15 protein-coding genes are annotated in these 19,634 nt (G+C 71.4%); 3 read left to right on the plus strand and 12 right to left on the minus strand.

Features of this window, described 5'->3' with window-relative positions:
• Positions 1–125: 125 nt before the first annotated feature.
• From AB0A94_RS33400 to AB0A94_RS33420, 5 genes are all read right to left on the minus strand, one after another.
• The gene (locus tag AB0A94_RS33400) at positions 126–965 is read right to left on the minus strand and encodes a carbohydrate ABC transporter permease (RefSeq protein WP_073937105.1); all 840 of its coding nucleotides are present in this window, start codon (positions 963–965) and stop codon (positions 126–128) included.
• The gene (locus tag AB0A94_RS33405; protein WP_361750006.1) at positions 962–2,329 is read right to left on the minus strand and encodes an ABC transporter permease subunit; all 1,368 of its coding nucleotides are present in this window, start codon (positions 2,327–2,329) and stop codon (positions 962–964) included. The genes AB0A94_RS33400 and AB0A94_RS33405 overlap by 4 nt, the downstream gene beginning before the upstream one ends.
• Before the next feature lie 5 nt (positions 2,330–2,334).
• The gene (locus AB0A94_RS33410; protein WP_361750008.1) at positions 2,335–3,663 is read right to left on the minus strand and encodes an ABC transporter substrate-binding protein; all 1,329 of its coding nucleotides are present in this window, start codon (positions 3,661–3,663) and stop codon (positions 2,335–2,337) included.
• A 28-nt stretch (positions 3,664–3,691) separates the two neighbouring features.
• Positions 3,692–5,314, minus strand: a complete 1,623-nt coding sequence (locus tag AB0A94_RS33415) for a glycoside hydrolase family 13 protein (protein WP_361750010.1) — start codon at positions 5,312–5,314, stop codon at positions 3,692–3,694.
• Positions 5,315–5,494: 180 nt separating this feature from the next.
• Positions 5,495–6,766: an ABC transporter substrate-binding protein gene (locus tag AB0A94_RS33420; RefSeq protein ID WP_361750012.1), complete on the minus strand. Its 1,272-nt coding sequence runs from the start codon at positions 6,764–6,766 to the stop codon at positions 5,495–5,497.
• A gap of 129 nt (positions 6,767–6,895) precedes the next feature.
• On the opposite strand from AB0A94_RS33420, the gene AB0A94_RS33425 reads away from it, so the two are divergent.
• From AB0A94_RS33425 to AB0A94_RS33435, 3 genes are read left to right on the plus strand one after another with little or no spacing between them, the layout of a single operon-like run.
• A complete protein-coding gene (locus AB0A94_RS33425) occupies positions 6,896–7,411 on the plus strand; it encodes a PadR family transcriptional regulator (RefSeq protein ID WP_361750014.1) in 516 nt (171 codons plus the stop codon).
• Positions 7,408–8,160, plus strand: a complete 753-nt coding sequence (locus tag AB0A94_RS33430) for an ABC transporter ATP-binding protein (protein WP_361750016.1) — start codon at positions 7,408–7,410, stop codon at positions 8,158–8,160. Before AB0A94_RS33425 ends, AB0A94_RS33430 begins: the two co-directional genes overlap by 4 nt.
• Before the next feature lie 42 nt (positions 8,161–8,202).
• Entirely contained in the window at positions 8,203–10,485 is a 2,283-nt protein-coding gene (locus AB0A94_RS33435; RefSeq protein WP_361750018.1) for an ABC transporter permease, read from the plus strand.
• A gap of 92 nt (positions 10,486–10,577) precedes the next feature.
• Here the strand turns inward: AB0A94_RS33435 and pgi are convergent, their stop codons facing one another.
• The 7 genes from pgi to AB0A94_RS33470 form a co-directional block, all read right to left on the minus strand.
• Complete coding sequence (gene pgi / locus AB0A94_RS33440) at positions 10,578–12,230, minus strand: glucose-6-phosphate isomerase (RefSeq protein ID WP_361750020.1); 1,653 nt, start codon at positions 12,228–12,230, stop codon at positions 10,578–10,580.
• Between the two features lie 149 nt (positions 12,231–12,379).
• Complete coding sequence (locus AB0A94_RS33445; protein WP_003957010.1) at positions 12,380–12,715, minus strand: RNA polymerase-binding protein RbpA; 336 nt, start codon at positions 12,713–12,715, stop codon at positions 12,380–12,382.
• 221 nt (positions 12,716–12,936) lie between these two features.
• Positions 12,937–13,167 (minus strand): preprotein translocase subunit SecG, encoded by a 231-nt coding sequence (gene secG / locus AB0A94_RS33450; RefSeq protein WP_030224637.1) that lies wholly within the window; start codon positions 13,165–13,167, stop codon positions 12,937–12,939.
• Between the two features lie 101 nt (positions 13,168–13,268).
• On the minus strand, positions 13,269–14,045 hold the full coding sequence (gene tpiA, locus AB0A94_RS33455; RefSeq protein ID WP_361750022.1) for a triose-phosphate isomerase: 777 nt from the start codon (positions 14,043–14,045) through the stop codon (positions 13,269–13,271).
• Positions 14,046–14,050: 5 nt separating this feature from the next.
• Positions 14,051–15,262, minus strand: coding sequence for a phosphoglycerate kinase (locus tag AB0A94_RS33460; protein WP_361750024.1), 1,212 nt, complete (start codon positions 15,260–15,262; stop codon positions 14,051–14,053).
• A 146-nt stretch (positions 15,263–15,408) separates the two neighbouring features.
• Positions 15,409–16,416, minus strand: coding sequence for a type I glyceraldehyde-3-phosphate dehydrogenase (gap, locus tag AB0A94_RS33465; RefSeq protein WP_361750026.1), 1,008 nt, complete (start codon positions 16,414–16,416; stop codon positions 15,409–15,411).
• 227 nt (positions 16,417–16,643) lie between these two features.
• Entirely contained in the window at positions 16,644–19,598 is a 2,955-nt protein-coding gene (locus tag AB0A94_RS33470) for a M14 family zinc carboxypeptidase (protein WP_361750028.1), read from the minus strand.
• Between the last annotated feature and the right edge of the window lie 36 nt (positions 19,599–19,634).

The following is a 19,634-nucleotide window of genomic DNA, read 5'->3' on the forward strand; positions in this document are numbered from 1 at the left end:
GACCTCGCAGGCCCCCCTGGAGGTACCTGCCTATCAGCTGGGATCTTCCGACACCCTGAAGATCCATGACCTGGTATGCGTTTGTTGTGAAAGATATGGACAAATGATGCGGGAGGGGACTCCGGTCACTTCACCGACCCGGCCATCACCCCCTGCACGAAGTGCCGCTGGAACGCGAAGAACACGACGACCGGCACCACCAGCGACAGGAACGCCCCCGGCGCGAGCACGTCGATGTTGCTCCCGAACTGCCGGATCTGCGACTGCAGCTGCACCGTCAGCGGCTGGGAGGAGCTGTCGGCGAAGAGCAGGGCGACCAGCATGTCGTTCCACACCCACAGGAACTGGAAGATCGCGAGACTGGCGATCGCCGGCCGCCCCACCGGCAGCACCAGCCGCGTGAAGATCCGCCACTCGCTCCCCCCGTCCATCCGCGCGGCCTCCAGCATCTCCTTCGGCATCTCCGCGAAGTAGTTCCGCAGCAGGAACACCGCGAACGGCAGCCCGTACGCCACGTGGAACAGCACGACCCCGGGAATGGTCCCGAACAGCCCCAGCTGCCCGAAGAGCTTCGCCACCGGCAGCAACCCGATCTGCACGGGCACCACCAGCAACGCGACCACGACCAGGAACACCGGCTCCCGTCCCGGGAAGTCCAGCCACGCGAAGGCGTACCCGGCGAGCGCGGCGACCACCACGACCAGCACGGTCGTCGGCACCGAGATCAGCACGGTGTTCCAGAACGCCTGCGTGATCCCCGAATTCCCCAGCAGCGCCGAGTAGTTCTCGAAGGACAACTCCCCCGGGCTGGTGAACACCGTCCACCAGCCCCCCTCCGCCGTCTCCTCGGCCGACCGCAGCGAGGACAGGAACAGCCCGGCCAGCGGAGTCATCCACACCAGCCCGATCACCACCAGGAACGCCTGCACCACCGCGTTCCCCAGGACACGCCGCACCGCGCTCACCGCTGACTCCTCCGAAAACGACGGACGTTGAACACCATGGCCGGAATGACCAGGAGCAGCAGCAACACGCCCAGCGCGCTGCCCAGCCCCTGGTTGTTGCCGCCGCCGAACGACACCAGCCACATCTGCGTCGCGAGCACGGTCGCGTCCTCCTGCACGGGCCCGGGCGCGATGATGTAGACGAGGTCGAAGACCTTCATCACGTTGATCACCAGCGTCACGAAGACGACGGTGAGCACGGGCGCGAGCAGCGGCACCGTGATGCGCCGGAAGATCTGCCACTCGTTGGCGCCGTCCATCCGCGCCGCCTCCAGCGCGTCCCGCGGCAGGGTGGAAAGCCCCGCCCCGATCAGCACCATCGCGAACCCGGTCCAGATCCACAGGTACGCCCCGATGATCGCCGGGGTGACGAGCGCCGGGCCGAGCCAGGAGACGCCGTCGTAGGGCGCCGCGAAATTGGACGACGGCAGCTTCAGGGCGTACGAGCCGCCGTCCAGCCCGGCGAAACGGAACGAGCCGTCGGCGGCAGTGGTCGTACGGGCGACCGTCTCCCCGCCGCGCACCGCTTCGACCGTGATCCCGGGCAGTCCGCTCTCCTCCCGGTCGACCACCCCCGGCTCCCCTCCCCCGCCGGGCGTGAAGTCGAGGTACACCACACCGCGCACCTCGTCGGAACCGGCCTTCCCCCCTGCGGCGGCAGCGGCGGGTCCGGCATCCCCCGGCAGGTCCTTGGGAGCCACTCCGACCAGCCCCAGCACCGCCGCCGTCCCGCCGGGCGAGACGTCCGCCCCGGTGACGTACGACCCGTCCGCCGTCTCGGTCAGCCCCTCACCGTCCCGCGCGCGGGCGGTCGGATAGGAGGACGTGCCCTTGAAGGCGTCGTGCACGGACACCACGGCCGCGTTGAGCACGCCCTTGTCCGGGTCGTCGTCGTAGGCGAGCCGGAAGATGATGCCGGCGGCGAGGAAGGACACCGCCATCGGCATGAACAGCAGCAGTTTGAAGGCGGTGGCCCAGCGGACCTTCTCGACCAGGACGGCCAGGATCAGCCCGAGCCCGGTCAGCAGCGTCGGCGCCACGACGACCCAGATCGCGGTGTTCCGGATGGCCTTGAGGGTGGTCGGGTCGCGGAACATCTCGGCGTAGTTCTCGCCGCCCACGAACGCGGTGCCGGAGGCGTCGAAGAAGCTGCGGCCGACGGAGAACAGCACCGGGTACACGACCAGGGCACCCAGCAGGAGCAGCGCGGGGAGCGCGAACAGCAGGGCGACGACGCGCCCCCGCCGGCGCAGGCGCCCACCGCGCGCGCCGTCGGGGTGCGCGGGCGCCGGGGGGCTCGTCTCCTTCACCAGTGTGGCGGTCACGGCCGTCAGTTCCCGTACGCCTTGGCCGCGGCCTTCTCGAGCTCGGCGGCGGTCTTCTCCGGGTCGGCCGGGTCGCGCAGGAAGTCCTGGAGGATCTTCCACTCGCCGGTGCCCTTGGTGCCGCCGAAGGCCGCGGGGGCCTGGTCGGACATGTCGAAGCGGACCGAGTCGCCGGCCTCGATCAGGGACTCGGCGGTGGCGCGGGTGACGTCGTCGCCGTAGGAGGAGAGGTCGAGCTTCTTGTTCGGGGAGAGGAAGCCGCCCGCCTCGGCCCACACCGCGGCGGCCTCCGGGCCGGCCAGGTACTCCACGAGTGCCATGCCGGCCTCGCTGTTCCTGCCGTCCTTGAGGACGACGGCCGCGTCGCCGCCGCTGACCACGGGCGCCTTGCCGTCGCCGACCGGCGGGAAGGGGAAGAAGTCGGCGTCGGTGCCGATGGTCCTGCCGAACTGGTCCTTGGCGACACCGGCGACGAAGTCGCCCTCGTAGACCATGGCGGCCTCCGCCTTCGGCCCGAAGACCTTCTCCACGGAGCCGGGGAAATCGGTGTTGAGGGCCTGCTTCCGGCCGCCCGCGACGAGCTGCTCGTCCTTGAAGAGCTTGCCGAGGGTGGTGAGCGCCTCGACCACGGTCGGGTCGGTCCATTCGATCTCGTGCGCGGCGAGGGCGTCGTACTTCTCGGGTCCGGCCTGGGAGAGGTAGACGTTCTCGAACCAGTCGGTGAGCGTCCAGCCGTCCTGGCCGGCCACCGAGAAGGCGGCGAGACCGGAGTCGGAGACGGTCCGTCCGTTCTCCAGCATGGCGTCGTACGTCTTCGGCGGGGTGACGCCGGCCTGTTCGAGGGCCTCGGGGCTGTACCAGACGGTCGACTTGTGGGCGGCCTTGAAGTACAGGCCGTACAGGGTGCCGTCGACGCTGCCGTAGTCCTGCCAGACCTCGGCGAAGTTGGCCGACACCGCGTCCTGGACCTTCTTGTCCAGCGGCTTGAGCCAGCCCTTCTCCGCGAACTGCTTGAGCACGCCGACCTGGGGGACCATGACGACGTCGGGGGCGTTGCCGCCCTCGATCTTGCTGCCGACGACGGTGGAGACGTTGTCGCCGGTGGAGACGAAGGCGGTCTCGGCTCCGGTCTTCTCGGTGAAGGCGTCGAGCACCTTCTGGAAGTTCTTCTGCTCGCTGCCGGACCAGACGCCGGCGACGGTGACGGTCTGGCCGCCGAGCGCCCGGTCGCCGCCGCCGGCCGCGACGGGTTCGCCGTTGCCGCAGGCGGTCGCGCCGAGCGCGAGGACGAGGGCGGTGCATCCGGTGAGCAGGGTGGTACGTCGTCGCATCATCGTCGATGTCCCTTCGTGGGTGGGGGTTTCAGGAGCCGTCGATCCACCAGGCGGCGGTGGAGCCGGGGAGCGTCCCGGGTGGGCAGGGGGCGCTGGCGAGCAGCGGGGTGCCGGCGACCGGGGCGGGTACGGGGGCGGTGCCGAAGTTGACGGCGCAGACGAGGTCGTCGCCGCGGGTGAAGGCGAGGACGCCGGGCTGGGTGTCCAGCCAGCGGAGCGTGCCCTCGCCCAACTGGTCCAGTGCGGCACGCAGTTGCAGGCCGTCGCGGTAGAGGTGCCAGGAGGAGCGGGTGTCGGCGAGCGCCCGGTCGGTGGCGTGCTCGGCGAACCACTCGGGCTGCGGCAGCCAGGGCCGTACGCCCTCGGCGCCGGAGGTGAAGCCGAACGGTGATGCCTGTCCGGACCAGGGCAGCGGCACCCGGCAGCCGTCGCGGACCCGGGCGCGGCTGCCGGTGCGGCGGAAGATCGGGTCGGTGAGCACGTCGTCGGGCAGGTCCACGACCTCGGGCAGGCCCAGTTCCTCGCCCTGGTAGATGTACGCGGCCCCGGGCAGCGCCAGCATCAGCAGGGCGGCGGCGCGGGCGCGGGCGGGGCCGAGTCCGCTGCCCTCCGGGGCGGGTTCGCCGTAGCGGGTGACGGTGCGGACCTGGTCGTGGTTGTTGAGGACCCAGGTGACGGTGGAGCCGGTGCCGGCGATGTCCTGCATGGCCTCGGAGACGACCTTGCGGAAGGCGTCGGCGTCCCAGGGGGCGCCGAGGAGGTCGAAGAAGAAGGCCTGGTGGAGTTCGTCCGGGCGGACGTAGCGGGCGTGTTCGCGGGCGGTGGGGACGGAGACCTCGCCGACCAGGAGGCGTTCGCGGCCGTCGCGGGCGGTGTACTCCTCGCACACCGCGCGCCAGTGCCGCCACACCTCGTGCACCTCGGGCCGGTTCCAGGCGAGCGGGTTGACCGAGTCGCGGGTGCGGGCGTCGGCCTCCGGGTCCGGGGAGTCGGGCAGGTCGGGGTGCTTGTAGAGGCCGGCGGCGACGTCGATGCGGAAGCCGTCGGCGCCCCGGTCCAGCCAGAAGCGGAGGATGCGGTCGAACTCGGCGGCCACCTCGGGCTCGCGCCAGTTCCAGTCCGGCTGTTCGGGCGTGAACATGTGCAGGTACCACTGGCCGGGCCGGCCGTCCGGCTCGGTGATCCGGGTCCAGGCGGGGCCGCCGAACATGGCGTGCCAGTTGTTGGGCGGCTCGGCGCCGTCGGGGCCGCGGCCGTCGGCGAAGTGGAAGCGGGCGCGCTCGGGGCTGCCCGGGGCCGCGGCGAGGGCCGCGCGGAACCAGGGGTGCTCGCTGGAGCAGTGGTTGGGGACGATGTCCAGCAGCACCTTGACGCCGAGCCGCCGGGCGGCGTCGACCAGCAGGTCGAACTCGGCGAGGTCGCCGAAGACCGGGTCGACGCCGGTGTAGTCGGCCACGTCGTAGCCGTGGTCGTGCTGCGGCGAGGGGTAGAAGGGGCTCAGCCAGATCCCGTCCACGCCGAGCTTCTTCAGGTACGGCAGCCCCGCCCTGACCCCGGCGAGATCGCCGATGCCGTCGCCGGTGCTGTCCAGGAAGCTGCGGACGTACACCTGATAGATCACCGCGTCACGCCACCAGTGGTGCCTGTTCACCCCATTGACCTGTCTGTGAGGAGTGCTCGTTATGCATGCATGTTAGGTAGCGGTGTCGCGAGGGTGTCAATGAACGTACGCAGACTACTGCGGAGTTGAGGAGCCCATACGATGACTTAAGCGGGCACAACGGGCACGTTTGAGATGTCCGCGTTACCTAACATGTAACTAGGGGGAGCGTTATCGCGAGGAGACGGCGGCGAGCTCGGCCGCCAGCCGGCGCACCGCGGCCCCGGGCGTCTGCCGCCCGGTCATCGCGTCGTGCACCACCGCCTGCACCACCAGGCTCACCTGGTCGTAGTGCGGGCTCTTGGGGCGCGGAGCGGCGGCGAGCACGCTCTCGCGCAGGGTCGGCAGGTACGGGAACCGCCGGACCAGTTCCGGATCGTCGTACAGGTCGGCCCGTACGGGCGGCAGCGCGCCGCGGGTGAGGACCTGGCGCTGGACGCGCTCGCCGGTGAGGTACGCGATCAGGCGCGCGGCGGAGTCGGGGTGCCGGGCGTGGCCGGCGACGGCCAGGTTGGAGCCGCCGAGGACGCTGGTGCCCGGACCGTCCGGCCCCGGCAGCGGTACGGCACCGACCCTGCCGGCCACCTTCGAGCCCGGGGCGGAGGCGGCGACGTAGGCATAGGGCCAGTTGCGCAGGAAGAGCAGCCGGCCGTCCTGGAAGGCCTGCTTGGACTCCTCCTCCTTGTACGCCAGCGCCTCCCGGGGGATCCAGCCCTCGCGGACTCCGCGGGCGAGGAAGCCGATGCCGTCCCGGGCCGCCCGCGAGTTCACGGTGACGCGTTCGCCCTCGTCGCCGAGGACGGTGCCGCCCGCCGAGTAGACGGCCTCGGCCGCGTTGACGGTCAGGCCCTCGTAGGGCAGGAACTGGCCGGCGTAGCCGTCGAGTCCGTGCTCCGGGGCGAGGGTCTTCGCCGCCCGCTCCAGCTCGGCCCAGGTGCGCGGCGGCGGGACGCCCGCCTCGGCGAGGACGTCCTCGCGGTACAGGAGCAGCCCGGCGTTGGTGACGTACGGGACGGCGTACAGGCGTCCGTCGTACGTCGCCGTGTCCACGACCCGGGGCAGGAAGGTGCCGAGCGGGAAGCGGTCGCGGGGCAGCGGACGGATCCAGCCGGCGGCGGCGAACTCCGAGGTCCAGCTGACGTCGATGTTGAGCACGTCGAACCGGCCGCGCTCGCCGCCGCGCAGGTCGGTGATCATCTGCGCGCGGGTCTCGTCGGCGGAGTCGGGCAGCTCGACGAGGGTGACCTCCTCGCCGGGGTGGGTGCGGTTCCAGCCCTCCAGCACGGAGCCGAGGTAGCCGGTGAGGTCACCGGCGGTGGCCAGGGTGAGCGGTCCCCGCCCGTCCCCGCCGGCCTCCCCGGCCCGCGCCCCGGAGGCGACGTGACCGGTCAGGACGACGATCAGGACGAGGAGGCCCCTACCCGCGGCATGGATCCACCGCATAGGTTCCTCCCTGTACACCGGCACCCGGGCATCATCGTCCGGGGGTCAGAGGCCATGTATACCCGTTAGGTATGCGCGATACTAGGGCCTGCGGCACATTGCCCACAGGACGCGAGGAGGAGAGCGCGAGTGCGGCTGCCCCTCCTGGCGCTGCTCGCCCGTGGCCCGGCCCACGGCTACGAGCTCAAGCAGGACCTTGAGCACCTGCTGGGCTCCGCGTACCCTCAGCCGAACGTCGGCCAGATCTACGTCACCCTCGGCCGCCTCGAGAAGTCGGGGCTGATCGAGGGCGAGGACGTCGAGCAGTCGAGCCGGCCCAACAAGAAGGTCTACCACCTCACCGACGCCGGGCGGGAGGCGCTGCGCGCCTGGTACGAGGAGACGGCGGACGAGCCGCGGGTGCGGGACGAGTTCTTCATGAAGCTGGCCCTGGCCCCGCAGACCGGTCTCGCCGACCGGATCGCGCTGATCAACCGGCAGCGGCGCCAGTACCTGAACACCATGCGGCAGTTGTCGAGGCTGGCCGCCGCCGAGGACCGGGACAACCGCATCTCCCACCTGCTGATCGAGGGCGCGATGCTGCACCTGCAGGCCGACCTCGACTGGCTGGAGCGGTGCCAGGAGGAGCTGGAGGAGCTTCCGTGAGCGAGAGCGACGCTCCCGTGCTGCGCGCCGAGGGCCTGGTCAAGACGCACCACGGCGAGGGCGCCCCGGCGCACGCCGTGCGCGGCGTCGACCTGCGGGTGGCGCGCGGCGAGTTCGTGGCGATCACCGGCCCGTCCGGCGCGGGCAAGTCGACGCTGCTGCACCTGCTCGGCGGGCTCCAGCGGCCCGACGCGGGCAGCATCTGGCTGGACGGCGCGTGCACGGACGGCTACGGGGAGGCCCGCTGGGCGGTGGAGCGCCGCAAGCGGATCGGGATCGTCTTCCAGTTCTTCAACCTGGTGTCCGACCTGTCGGTCGCCGACAACGTGGAACTGCCCGCCCTGCTCGCCGGGGTACCGCCGAGGAAGGCGCGCGCCGGGCGGGAGGAACTCCTGGCCGAGCTGGGGCTCGAGGGCAAGGAGCGCAGCATGCCGGGCGAGCTGTCCGGCGGTGAGCAGCAGCGGGTCGCGCTGGCCCGCGCGCTGGTCAACCATCCGCCGCTGCTGCTGGCCGACGAGCCCGCGGGCAGCCTGGACAGCAAGGGCACCCGCGAGGTGATGCGGCTGCTCTCCCGCTTCCACGCGCGCGGGCAGACGATCCTGCTGGTCACGCACGACGCGCGGCTGGCGAGCGCGGCGGACCGGGTGATCAGCTTCTTCGACGGCCGGATCGCCGACGACGCCGCGCTCGACGGCGGCACACCGCCGCGCCGGACCGGGGCGTCCGGTGTGCTGGAGCTCAAGGACTGACATGCACGTCCACGACCGACCCGCGCCGAGGGGCTGAGGCCCGTGCGAGCCACCCTGCGCTGGGCGCACTCCGATCTGCGCACGCACCGCGGCGAGGCGCTGTTCCTGGTGCTCGCCACCGCGGGCATCGTCGCGTCCCTGCTGCTGGCCACGGCCCTGTTCGGGTACGCCACCAACCCCTGGCAGCGCGTCTTCGCCCAGGCGCGCGGCGCGCACGTCACGCTGCACACCACCGCCTCCGCCGACGCGGGGAGGCTGGCCGGCCTGGACGGCGTGGAGTCCGTCGCCGGCCCCTACCCGACGGCCGCGCTCACCCTCGCCTCGGTGGGCGGCCGGGCCTCCGTGGAACTGCGCGGCACCTCCGGGACGCCCGAGGTGGGCCGCCCGCTGATCACCTCGGGGCACTGGCTGGACCCGGCGACCCCCGACGGCGTGGTCCTGGAGAGCCGGCTCGCGCGTGCGCTGCTGACCGCCCCCGGTGACACGCTCACCGTGCCCGGTACCGCGCGGCGGCTGACCGTGGTGGGCGTCGCCGACAGCGCCGAGCCGCGCTACCGGCCGGGTGAGCGGGCGGGCCTGGTGTGGGCCCTGCCGTCGGCGGTGCCGGACCCGGGCGGCCGGGTGGTCGGGCTGCGGCTGAGCGACCCGGGCGACACCGGGTACGCCGTGCAGCGGGCGGTGACCGAACTGGGCGCCGGGGCGATCGGCGAGGTGGCCACCTGGCAGCAGGCGCGCGCCGAGGCGCAGGGCGACAACCGGCTGCTCGGGCAGGTGATCGGCCTGTTCGGTCTGGGCGCGCTGGCCGCCGCCGGGTTCGCCGTGCACGGGGCGATCACCACCCGCATCCGGGGGCATCTGCGGGACATCTCGATCCTCAAGGCGATCGGTTTCACGCCCGGTCAGGTCGTCCGCGTCTTCCTGCTCCAGCACCTGCTCTACGCCCTGCTCGGTGCCGTGGCCGCCGCCGTGCTCACCGAGGCGCTGGGCGGCGCGGTGCCGGGGCGGCTCGGGGACGCGGTCGACGTGTGGCAGGGGCTGCCCGGACACACCGCGGCGCTGTTCGCCGTACCGGTCGGGGCGGTGCTGTTCATCGGCGCGACCACCGGGCTGGCCGCCTGGCGGGCGGGACGGGTGCCGCCGGTGCCGGTGCCGCGCCCGGCGGCGCCCCCGGCCGGGCGGCTGACCGGTGTGGCGCGGCGGGCGCTGGGGGCGCGGGTGCCGCCGGCGCTGGTCCTGGGCTGGCACAAGGCGTTCGCCCGCCGGCCGCGTTCGCTGGGCGCGGTGGGCAGACTGGCGCTGCCGCTGCTGCTGATCGTGGTGGCGCTGAGCGCCTGGACCACCATCGACCGTTTCCACAGCAGTCCGGAGCGGATGGGTCTGCCCACGGCGCTCGGTGTCCGCGCGGACGCCTCGCTGGGCGACCGGGAGATCCGCGCGCTGCTGGAGCGCGACCCTCAGGTCGCCGCCGCCTACCCGGGCGTGGAGGTGGCCGCGCTGGTCCCCGGCCAGACCGCCACCATCGCCCTGCGCGGTCTCGGCACGCGCGAGGAGCCGTACCCGTTCACGCTGGCCGAGGGGCGCGCCGCGCGCGGGCCGGACGAGGCGGTGGCCGGGCAGGGGCTGCTCGACCTGCTGCACGTACGGGTCGGCGACTGGGTGCGGATGACCGTCGGCGACCGGCCGCAGATCCTGCACATCGTCGGCCGCAGCATCGAACCGGAGAACGCCGGCCGGACCATCTCCACCTCGCTGGACACCCTCCGCGCAGGCGACCCGGACCTGCGTCCTGCCCTCTACCAGCTCCGGCTGGACTCCGGCGCGGACCCGGCCGCGGTCGCCGAGCGGCTGACCGCGGCGGGCCGCGGCCACCTGGACGTGCACACCGTGGCCAACCCCGCCGACGAGCTGTCCCCGCTGCGCGCGGTCGTCCTCGGGCTGGTCGTGGTCCTCGCGCTGATCGGGCTGATCGAGCTGCTGACGGCGATCGGCGGCACGGTCCGCGAGGGCGAACGCGATCTGCTGGCGCTCAAGGCCATCGGCCTGACCCCCCGGCAGATCACCGCCGTCACGGTCACCGCCACGGCCGGTACGGCCCTGGCGGCCGTGCTCCTCGCCACGGCCCTGGGGCTGCCGCTGGCCCGCTGGCTGATCGACGCCCAGGGGAGGTCGAGCGGCATCGGCGCCGGGATCGCCCAGCTGCCCTCCCCCGCGCTGCTCGTGCCGCTCGGCGCGGCGGCGGTGCTGGGGGCCGCCGCTCTCGCCGCCCTGCCGGCCGCGCGAGCGGCCCGCCGCCGTCTCGCGGACACCCTGGGCGCGGTGGCCTGAGGCCCGGGTCCGGGCCGGTCGGCCGCCGTGGTGGTCTCCGGGGATCCCGCGGGAAGCGGGCGGCATCCCGCCGCCCGCTTCCCGCACCGTGCTCACTGCCGGCCGCGCAGCTCCCGGTAGGTGGCGACCAGGGCCTTGGTGGAGGCGTCCAGGCCCGGCACGTCGGCGCCCTCGGTGAGGGCGGGCTCGACGCGCTTGGCGAGGACCTTGCCGAGTTCGACGCCCCACTGGTCGAAGGAGTCGATGTTCCAGATCGCGCCCTGCACGAACACCTTGTGCTCGTAGAGCGCGACGAGCTGGCCGAGCACGGACGGTGTGAGCTCCCGCGCGAGGATCGTGGTCGTGGGGTGGTCGCCCTTGAACGTCTTGTGCGGGACCAGTTCCTCCGGCACCCCTTCGGCGCGCACCTCGTCCGGGGTCTTGCCGAAGGCCAGGGCCTGGGTCTGGGCGAAGAAGTTGGCCATCAACAGGTCGTGCTGGGCCTTGAGTTCGTCGCTCAGCTCGGCGACGGGCTCGGCGAAGCCGATGAAGTCCGCCGGGATCAGCTTCGTGCCCTGGTGGATCAACTGGTAGTAGGCGTGCTGTCCGTTGGTCCCCGGCGTGCCCCACACCACCGGTCCCGTCTGCCAGTCGACCTCGCGCCCGTCCCGGCCGACGTACTTGCCGTTGGACTCCATGTCGAGCTGCTGGAGGTAGGCGGTGAACTTCGACAGGTAGTGCGAGTACGGCAGGACCGCGTGCGACTGCGCGTCGTGGAAGTTGCCGTACCAGACGCCCAGCAGGCCCAGCAGCAGCGGGACGTTGGACTCGGCGGGGGCGGTGCGGAAGTGCTCGTCGACGAGGCGGAAGCCGTCGAGCATCTCCCGGAAGCGGTCCGGGCCGATGGCGATCATCAGCGACAGGCCGATCGCCGAGTCGAACGAGTAGCGGCCGCCGACCCAGTCCCAGAACTCGAACATGTTGGCCGTGTCGATGCCGAACTCGGCGACCTTCTGGGCGTTGGTCGACAGGGCGACGAAGTGCCGGGCGACCGCCTCCTCGTCACCCAGTGCGTCGAGCAGCCAACTGCGCGCGGAGGTGGCGTTGGTGACCGTCTCGATGGTGGTGAAGGTCTTGGACGCGATGACGAACAGCGTCTCCGCCGGGTCCAGGTCCCGTGTCGCCTCGTGCAGGTCGGCGCCGTCCACGTTGGACACGAAGCGGACGGTGAGGTCGCGGTCGGTGAAGGCGCGCAGCACCTCGTACGCCATGGCGGGGCCCAGGTCGGAGCCGCCGATGCCGACGTTGACGACGGTGCGGATGCGCTTGCCGGTGTGACCGGTCCACTCGCCGGAGCGGACGCGGTCCGCGAAGCCGGCCATCTTGTCGAGGACGGCGTGCACGGCCGGGACGACGTTCTCCCCGTCGACCTCGGTCACCGCGTCCGGGGCGGCCCGGAGCGCGGTGTGCAGGACGGCCCGGTCCTCGGTGGTGTTGATCCTCTCGCCGCGGAACATGGCGTCGCGCAGCCCGAACACGTCGGTGGCGACGGCCAGTTCCCTCAGCAGCCGCAGGGTGTCGTCGGTGACCAGGTGCTTGGAGTAGTCGACGTACAGGTCACCGACCCGGAGGGCGTACCCGGTGCCGCGGCCGGGGTCGGCGGCGAACAGCTCGCGCAGCCGCACCTCGCCGAGCTCCTCACGGTGCTTGGCCAGTGCGGTCCACTCGGGCGTCTGGTTGAGCCTGGTACGACCGTCTGCGTTCATCTCGGACTTCAGCCTTCTTCCTTGGGTGTCCCCGCTGTGTCCAACCTAATTGATCAGTGGTGAACAGGACGGAAGAAGAAGACGGAAGGAAACCGAAGCGGACCGGTCCAGATCTCGCCCCGCGGTTTCCCGGTCTCGCCCCGCGGTTGCTAGATCTCGCCCCGCAGTTTGGCGAGCGCCTCGGCGAGGATCGCCTCGCCGTCCGCGTCGCTGCGCCGCTCCCGCACGTAGGCGAGGTGCGTCTTGTAGGGCTCGGTGCGCGGCGGGTCCGGCGGGTTGTCGCGGTCCTGCCCGGCCGGGAACCCACAGCGGGGGCAGTCCCAGGTATCGGGCACCTGCGCGTCGCTCGCGAAGCTCGGCTGTGTCTCGTGCCCGTTGGAGCACCAGAAGGAGATGCGCAGCCGGGGCGCGGACTCGCCGCGCTCGGCCTCGCCCATCGGGCCCGCCCCGACCCGGCTTCCCCGGATCGCGTTGCCACTTGCCACGGTCGTAACTCCCTGCGTGATGGTGCCGCGAAGCGAGTCGGCGTTCCGCTTCGCTGCGAGCGCCTCAGTCTACGTAAGGCCCAACGCACGTCCAGTGTGGGGAGTTACCGACCCCGTATCCAGACGTAGGCCCCATGATAGGCCGCGCTCAGCTGCGCGTACCGAACATGGGGCCTTACGTGCGGAATGCTTGGGAAATGGGTGCGCGACGCGCCCTCGGATCAGTTGTTCATCTTCATGGTGATGCCGAGCACGACGATGCACGCGAACCAGAGCAGACCGACCACGAGGGTGATCCGGTCGAGGTTGCGCTCGGCGACCGAGGAGCCGCCGACGGAGGACTGCATGCCACCACCGAACATGTCGGAGAGGCCGCCGCCCTTCCCCTTGTGCATCAGCACCAGCAGCATCAGCAGCAGGCTGAAGACGATCAGGGCGATGGAGAACCCCATAACCACGGCTGGACCAACTTCCTCGGATTCGGATGGACGACGCGGGGCCCAGCACAGTGCTGGACCCCGCAAGGGTACGACGAAACGTGGTTACCGCATACTCACTGGTCGCGGAAACGAACGATCTTGACGAACTCGTCGGCGTCCAGCGAGGCGCCGCCGACCAGGGCGCCGTCGATGTCGGCCTGCGCCATGATCTCGGCGACGTTGCCGGCCTTGACCGAGCCGCCGTACTGGATGCGGACCTTGTCGGCCAGCTCCTGGCCGTACAGCTCGGCGAGCTTGCCGCGGATGGCGGCGCAGACCTCCTGCGCGTCCTCGGCGCCGCAGACCTTGCCGGTGCCGATGGCCCACACCGGCTCGTAGGCGATCACGACCGTCTCGGCCTGCTCGGCCGGGAGGTCCTTCAGACCGCCCTCGACCTGGGCGAGGGTGTGGGCGACGTGGTTGCCCGCCTCGCGGACCTCCAGCTCCTCGCCGACGCAGAGGATGGGGGTGATGCCGTGCTTGTAGGCGGCCTTCACCTTGGCGTTCACGATCTCGTCGGTCTCGGCGTGGTACTGGCGCCGCTCCGAGTGCCCGACGGCGACGTAGGTGCACTTCAGCTTGGCCAGCATCGGGCCGGAGATCTCGCCGGTGTAGGCGCCGCCGTCGTGCGCCGAGATGTCCTGGGCGCCGTACGTGATCTTCAGCTTGTCGCCGTCGACCAGGGTCTGCACGGAGCGCAGGTCGGTGAAGGGCGGCAGGACGGCGACGTCGACGGCCTCGTAGTCCTTGTCGGCGAGGGCGAAGGCGAGCTTCTGGACGTGGGCGATGGCCTCGAGGTGGTTGAGGTTCATCTTCCAGTTGCCCGCCATCAGCGGCGTGCGGGTGGTCATCGGGGTCAGTCCTCCAGTGCGGCGAGGCCGGGGAGCGTCTTGCCCTCGAGGTATTCGAGGGAGGCGCCGCCGCCGGTCGAGATGTGGCCGAATGCCTGCTCGTCGAAGCCCAGGATGCGGACGGCCGCGGCGGAGTCGCCGCCGCCGACCACGGTGAAGGCCGGGGAGTCGATGAGGGCCTGGGCGACCGCCTTGGTGCCCTCGGCGTAATCGGGGTGCTCGAAGACGCCCATGGGGCCGTTCCAGAAGACGGTGGCGGCGTCGGCGAGCTTCGAGGCGTACAGCTTGCGGGTCTCGGGACCGATGTCCAGGCCCATGTGGCCGGCCGGGACGGCGTCCGCGGCCACGTTGGCGGGGTGGGACGGCGCCTTGGTCCTCATGTCGGGGAACTCCGCGGCGACCAGCGTGTCGACGGGCAGCACCAGCTCGACGCCGTTCTTCTCGGCGCGCTCCAGGTACTCCAGGACGGCCGGGATCTGGTCCTCCTGCAGCAGGGACGTGCCGATCTCGTGGCCCTGGGCCTTGAGGAAGGTGTACGCCATGCCGCCGCCGATGAGGATGCGGTCGGCCTTGCCGAGCAGCTCGTCGATGACGGCGAGCTTGTCGGAGACCTTGGCGCCGCCGAGGGCGACGACGTAGGGCCGCTGGACGTCGTCGGTGAGCTTCTTCAGGACGCCGACCTCGGTGGCGATGAGGTGGCCGGCGTAGTGCGGCAGCCGCGCCGGGAGGTCGAAGACCGAGGCGTGCTTGCGGTGCACCGCGCCGAAGCCGTCGCCCACGTACACGTCGGCGAGGGCGGCGAGCCGGTCGGCGAAGGCGCCGCGCTCGGCGTCGTCCTTGGCCGTCTCACCGGCGTTGAAGCGCAGGTTCTCGATGACCGCGACCCGTCCGTCGGCCAGTCCCGCGACGGTGGCGGTCGCGGACTCGCCGACGGTGTCGGTCGCGAACGCGACGTCGGCGCCGAGGAGTTCCCCGAGGCGCGCGGCGGCCGGGGCGAGCGAGAAGGCGGGGTCCGGGGCGCCCTTGGGGCGGCCCAGGTGGGAGGCGACGACCACGCGGGCGCCCGCCTCGGCGAGGGCCTTGACGGTGGGCAGCACGGCGCGGATGCGGCCGTCGTCGGTGATGGTGGTGCCGTCCAGCGGCACGTTGAGGTCGGCGCGGACGAAGACCCGCTTGCCCGCGACGCCTTCGGAGAGGAGTTCGTCGATCGTCTTCATGGGGGCTCCCTGGCTAGAGCTCGTGTTCGCTCGTGTTCGCTCGTGATCGAAAGCGGGCGACCGTTCCGATACGTGCGTCAGGGCTCGGACAGCGCGTTGCCGCACCGGCCGAGCCCTGCACTCATATCAGGCTGCCCGCTCCGCGATCAGAGCTGGTTGCCCACGAAGACCGTCAGGTCGACGAGGCGGTTGCTGTAGCCCCACTCGTTGTCGTACCAGCCGATGACCTTCACGCTCTTGCCCTCCTGGACCATGGTCAGGGAGGAGTCGAAGGTGCAGGACGCCGGGGCGTTGACGATGTCGGAGGAGACGATCTCGTCCTCGGTGTACTCGAGGTAGCCCTTGAGCTCGCCCTCGGCGGCCTTCTGGAAGGCGGCGTTGACCTCTTCCTTGGTGACCTCGCGGGAGAGCTCGACGACCAGGTCGGTGACCGAGCCGGTCGGGACCGGGACGCGCATGGCCATGCCGTCCAGCTTGCCCTTGAGCTGCGGGAGCACCAGGGCGGTGGCCTTGGCGGCACCGGTGGTGGTCGGGATGATGTTCTCGGCGGCGGCACGGGCGCGGCGCAGGTCCTTGTGCGGGAAGTCCAGGATGCGCTGGTCGTTCGTGTACGCGTGCACCGTGGTCATCAGACCCTTGACGATGCCGAAGTTCTCGTCGAGCACCTTCGCCATCGGCGCCACGCAGTTGGTGGTGCAGGAGGCGTTGGAGATGACGTGGTGGTTGGCCGCGTCGTACTGCTCGTGGTTGACGCCCATGACGAGGGTGATGTCCTCGTTCTTCGCCGGGGCGGAGATGATGACCTTCTTGGCGCCGCCGGCGATGTGCTTCTCGGCGTCTTCCTTCTTGGTGAAGATGCCGGTCGACTCGATGACGATGTCGACGCCCAGCTCGCCCCACGGGATGTCGGCGGGGTTGCGCTCGGAGAGCACCTTGATCGTCTTGCCGGCGACGGTGATCGTGTCGGCGGTGTGCGAGACCTCCTGCTTGAGGCGGCCCAGGATGGTGTCGTACTTCAGCAGGTGCGCAGTGGTCGCCGTGTCACCCAGGTCGTTGACGGCCACGATCTCGATGTCGGCGCCCTGCTCCAGCAATGCGCGGAAGTAGTTGCGACCGATGCGGCCAAACCCGTTGATGCCTACGCGGATCGTCACGAACCGATCTCCTCGTTGGTACGCCGGCTCTCGTCGCCGGCGAGCTGTATTTGGGATGTCCCCGACCACTGCCGACCCTACCTCTCCGGGGCCCCGGCCGTGACATCGAGTTGCCCCATACCCGGCAGGGCGGCCCGTACCCGTCAGTAGGGTGCGGACCGCCCCGTCCGACGCTCCGTCGTCACTCGATCTCGCTACGGATCGTCAGCGTGCGTCGACGCGAGGTGTCACCCGTCCAGGGCGGCCAGCGCCTTCCTCAGCAGTGCGGTCCGGTCGGCCGCGGAGGTGAGGTGCTCCAGGCCGAAGCCCAGCAGCACGGTGTCGCCGGTGGTGACCGCTCCGTAGGTCTGGAACAGCGCTCCGGTGCGCGTCCAGTCCTTCAGGACGGCCGGGCTGCCCGCGGGCGGTCCGGACACCGTCCAGGCGCCGAGCGAGCTCTCGAAGCCCTCGGTGCCGGCCGCGGTGCCGCCGGTCACGAGCGAGGCCTCGTCGGCGAGGACGCCGTGGCCGCCGCTGCCCGGGTCGGTAACGTAGGCGAGGGAGACCTCGACCATCTTGCCTGCGTAGGCGCTCAGGTCGAACTCCACCTGCTGCCAGCCGCTGGAGGAGCCGGTGAGGCTGTTCCAGGAACCGGTGGTGCCGGTCGCGGCGCAGCCGTCGTCGCCCAGGGTCAGGTAGTGCTCCAGCCAGGGGTGCTCGCCCATGTAGAACCCGGCCGCGCACTCGCTCGGCACGGTGGTGCGGGTCGCGCCGCCCGCCTCGGGCAGGGTCGTCCAGTCGTCGGCGCCGGTGGTGCGCGCCTCGACGACGACGTGGTCGTAGCCCGGTTCGGTGTCCCACAGCAGCTGGGTGCGCAGGGCGGGCGCGTCGGCCGCGGCGGTGCCGGTGAGGTCGATGGTGCGGGTGAGGCGCTTGTAGCCGTCGTCGGTGTGCACGGCGGCCGCCATGTACGAGCCGGCGTAGGGCCCGTACGGGTTGACCGTGCCGGGGAACCGCCCGGCACCGGCGCTCGCGAACTGCGGGTACCGCTCGGCGGGCAGCTCGTCGGAGGTGACCCCGTAGGTGCCGGCCTCGTCCAGCGGGTTGCCGGGCGTGTCGCCGAGCGGGCCGGTGAAGCCGTCCAGGCCGCCGGAGCCGGTGAACGCCGTGGCCCCGGGGGTGGAGGTGCGGGAGTAGGCGCCCAGGTAGTACTGGCTGAAGTCGTCGGACAGGGTGCCGCCGCCGAGGTCGACGCTGCCGCCGGCCTGCTCGCCCGCCTCGATCAGCCGGCCGCCCTCGTTGAGGAAGGCCCGCAGCTGGAGCTGGGTGGCGATGCCCGGGGTGGCGGCGCCGGTGTGGTGGACGACCGTGTCGAAGTGGCCCAGCACGCCGAGCGCGTCCGGGGCTCCCCGCTCGGCGACGTCCCAGACCGCCGCGCGGCGGCCGTTGGCCTTCAGCGCGTCGACGTACTTCTGGGCCTGCGTGCTCTTCGCGCCCTCCTCGGCGACGACGAGGACGTCCGCGCGGGGCCGCTCGGCGACGGTGTAGGTGAAGTGCTCACTGGAGACGTCCCTGCCCCCGCGGCTCTCCCCGGTGAACCACACCTCGACCTTGTCGCCGGGCCCGCCGTGCCTCACCTTCGCCCGGTACTCGTCGAAGTAGAGGTTGTCCTCACCGCCGTACCGCTCCCCGCCCTTCCAGGGCCTGAGGTCCACGTCGTGCGTACGGCCGCCGTTGACGCGGTACTTCAGCTCCTTGTCGCGCACGGCCTTGCGGACGACGACGGAGACCTCCTGGCCGGCGCCGCGCGCGTACGACGTGCCGAAGGACGCCGGGGTGAAGTCCGCGGCCTCCAGGCCGACCGCGGAGGACGGCCGGTCGGGGTGGGAGGCGGACTCGGCGACGGAGAGCGCGAACGGGATGTTCTTCGCGAACTCCTGCTGGATCAGCTTCTCGTCGTCGGGGAAGTTGAAGCCCGACTGGCAGTCGCCGGCGTTCCACTCGTCGTCGGGGTCGGACTCGGAGACGGTCTGGCAGGTCGACATCTCGGGGGTGAACATCGCCATGCCGTTGACGTTGGCCGCGTGGCCGTCGGCCTCGCCGTTGGTGGTGTACAGCTCGGAGGAGAGCTGCGGGTGGTAGCCGGGGATCGCGGAGTTGCCGGGCGTGCCGGCCAGGGCCTCGTAGAGGACGTCGTCGGGGGTCGGCGTGGCCACCTGCCAGCCGACCCCGTAGAGGAGGAGTTCGGCCGCGGAGTGGTAGTTGATGCCGTAGGTGAAGCCGATGCGCTTCTGGAAGGCGTCGACGGCCTTGGTCTCGGGCTCGGAGCCGGGGCTCGCGCCGCGGTAGGTCTGGCTGGTGGGGTTGGGGGACGAGCCCTCGTCGTCGTAGCCCCACTTGTAGGGGAAGTTGCGGTTGAGGTCGACGCCGTCGCCGGTGCCGATGGCGCCGTCCCCGTTGACGTCCCGCAGGTTCTTGCGCCAGAGGCGGTTGTCCTCGTCGGCGAAGGTGTGGTCGTAGCCGTCGGGGTTGGCGGAGAGGACGAACCACAGTTCGGTGGTGTCGACGATCTTCTTGATCCGCTTGTCCGTCCGGTACGAGTCCAGGTAGTGGTGCATCAGCCGCCGGGTCATCTCCGGCGTGATCCACTCGCGCGCGTGCTGGTTGGACAGGTAGAGGACGGCCGGTTTCGACCCGTCCTTCGTCTTCTTGGCCTTCTTGGTGAGCTTCAGGGCGAGGATGTCCTGGCCCTTGACCGTCCTGCCGATGGAGACGACCTTGGTGAGGTCGGGGTTCTCCCGCGCGGTGCGCAGGATCTCCTCCCGCAGACCGCCCTCACCGCTGTACGGGCGGAACACGCCCTCGGCGGCGTCCTCGACACGGGTCTCGGCCTGGGCGGAGAGCGTGTGCTCGGTGAGGTCGACGCCCTGTTCCTCCAGCTTTTCGGCCTGCCCCTCGGTGAGGTAGACCTCCACGGTGGCCGTGCCCTTGTCGGGCACCCGCTCACCGAGTTCGTGGCCGTCCTGCCCCGCCGCGAGGAGCAGGGACACCTGCTCCTTGGTGACGTCGGCGCGGAAGACCTTGACCTCGTCGGTGTCCGAGGCCGCGGGGTTTCCGGGTTGTGCCTGGGCGATAGGTGCGAGGCTCGCTCCGCCGATCAGGAGCGTGCCGACAGCGAGGATCGATCTCGCTCTGTGTCTCATGAGCCCCCCTGGAAGTGGTCCGCCACAGCGGCGAAC

It is taken from the genome of Streptomyces sp. NPDC044984 (assembly GCF_040646935.1).
GTDB lineage: Bacteria > Actinomycetota > Actinomycetes > Streptomycetales > Streptomycetaceae > Streptomyces.

Bases quoted from the DNA above. Each gene is read 5' to 3' on its own strand.
- AB0A94_RS33410 (WP_361750008.1), bottom strand. From the start codon at position 3,663: ATGATGCGACGACGTACCACCCTGCTCACCGGATGCACCGCCCTCGTC.
- AB0A94_RS33420 (WP_361750012.1), bottom strand. From the start codon at position 6,766: ATGCGGTGGATCCATGCCGCGGGTAGGGGCCTCCTCGTCCTGATCGTC.
- pgi (WP_361750020.1), bottom strand. From the start codon at position 12,230: ATGAACGCAGACGGTCGTACCAGGCTCAACCAGACGCCCGAGTGGACC.
- secG (WP_030224637.1), bottom strand. From the start codon at position 13,167: ATGGGGTTCTCCATCGCCCTGATCGTCTTCAGCCTGCTGCTGATGCTG.
- tpiA (WP_361750022.1), bottom strand. From the start codon at position 14,045: ATGACCACCCGCACGCCGCTGATGGCGGGCAACTGGAAGATGAACCTC.
- AB0A94_RS33460 (WP_361750024.1), bottom strand. From the start codon at position 15,262: ATGAAGACGATCGACGAACTCCTCTCCGAAGGCGTCGCGGGCAAGCGG.
- AB0A94_RS33470 (WP_361750028.1), bottom strand. From the start codon at position 19,598: ATGAGACACAGAGCGAGATCGATCCTCGCTGTCGGCACGCTCCTGATC.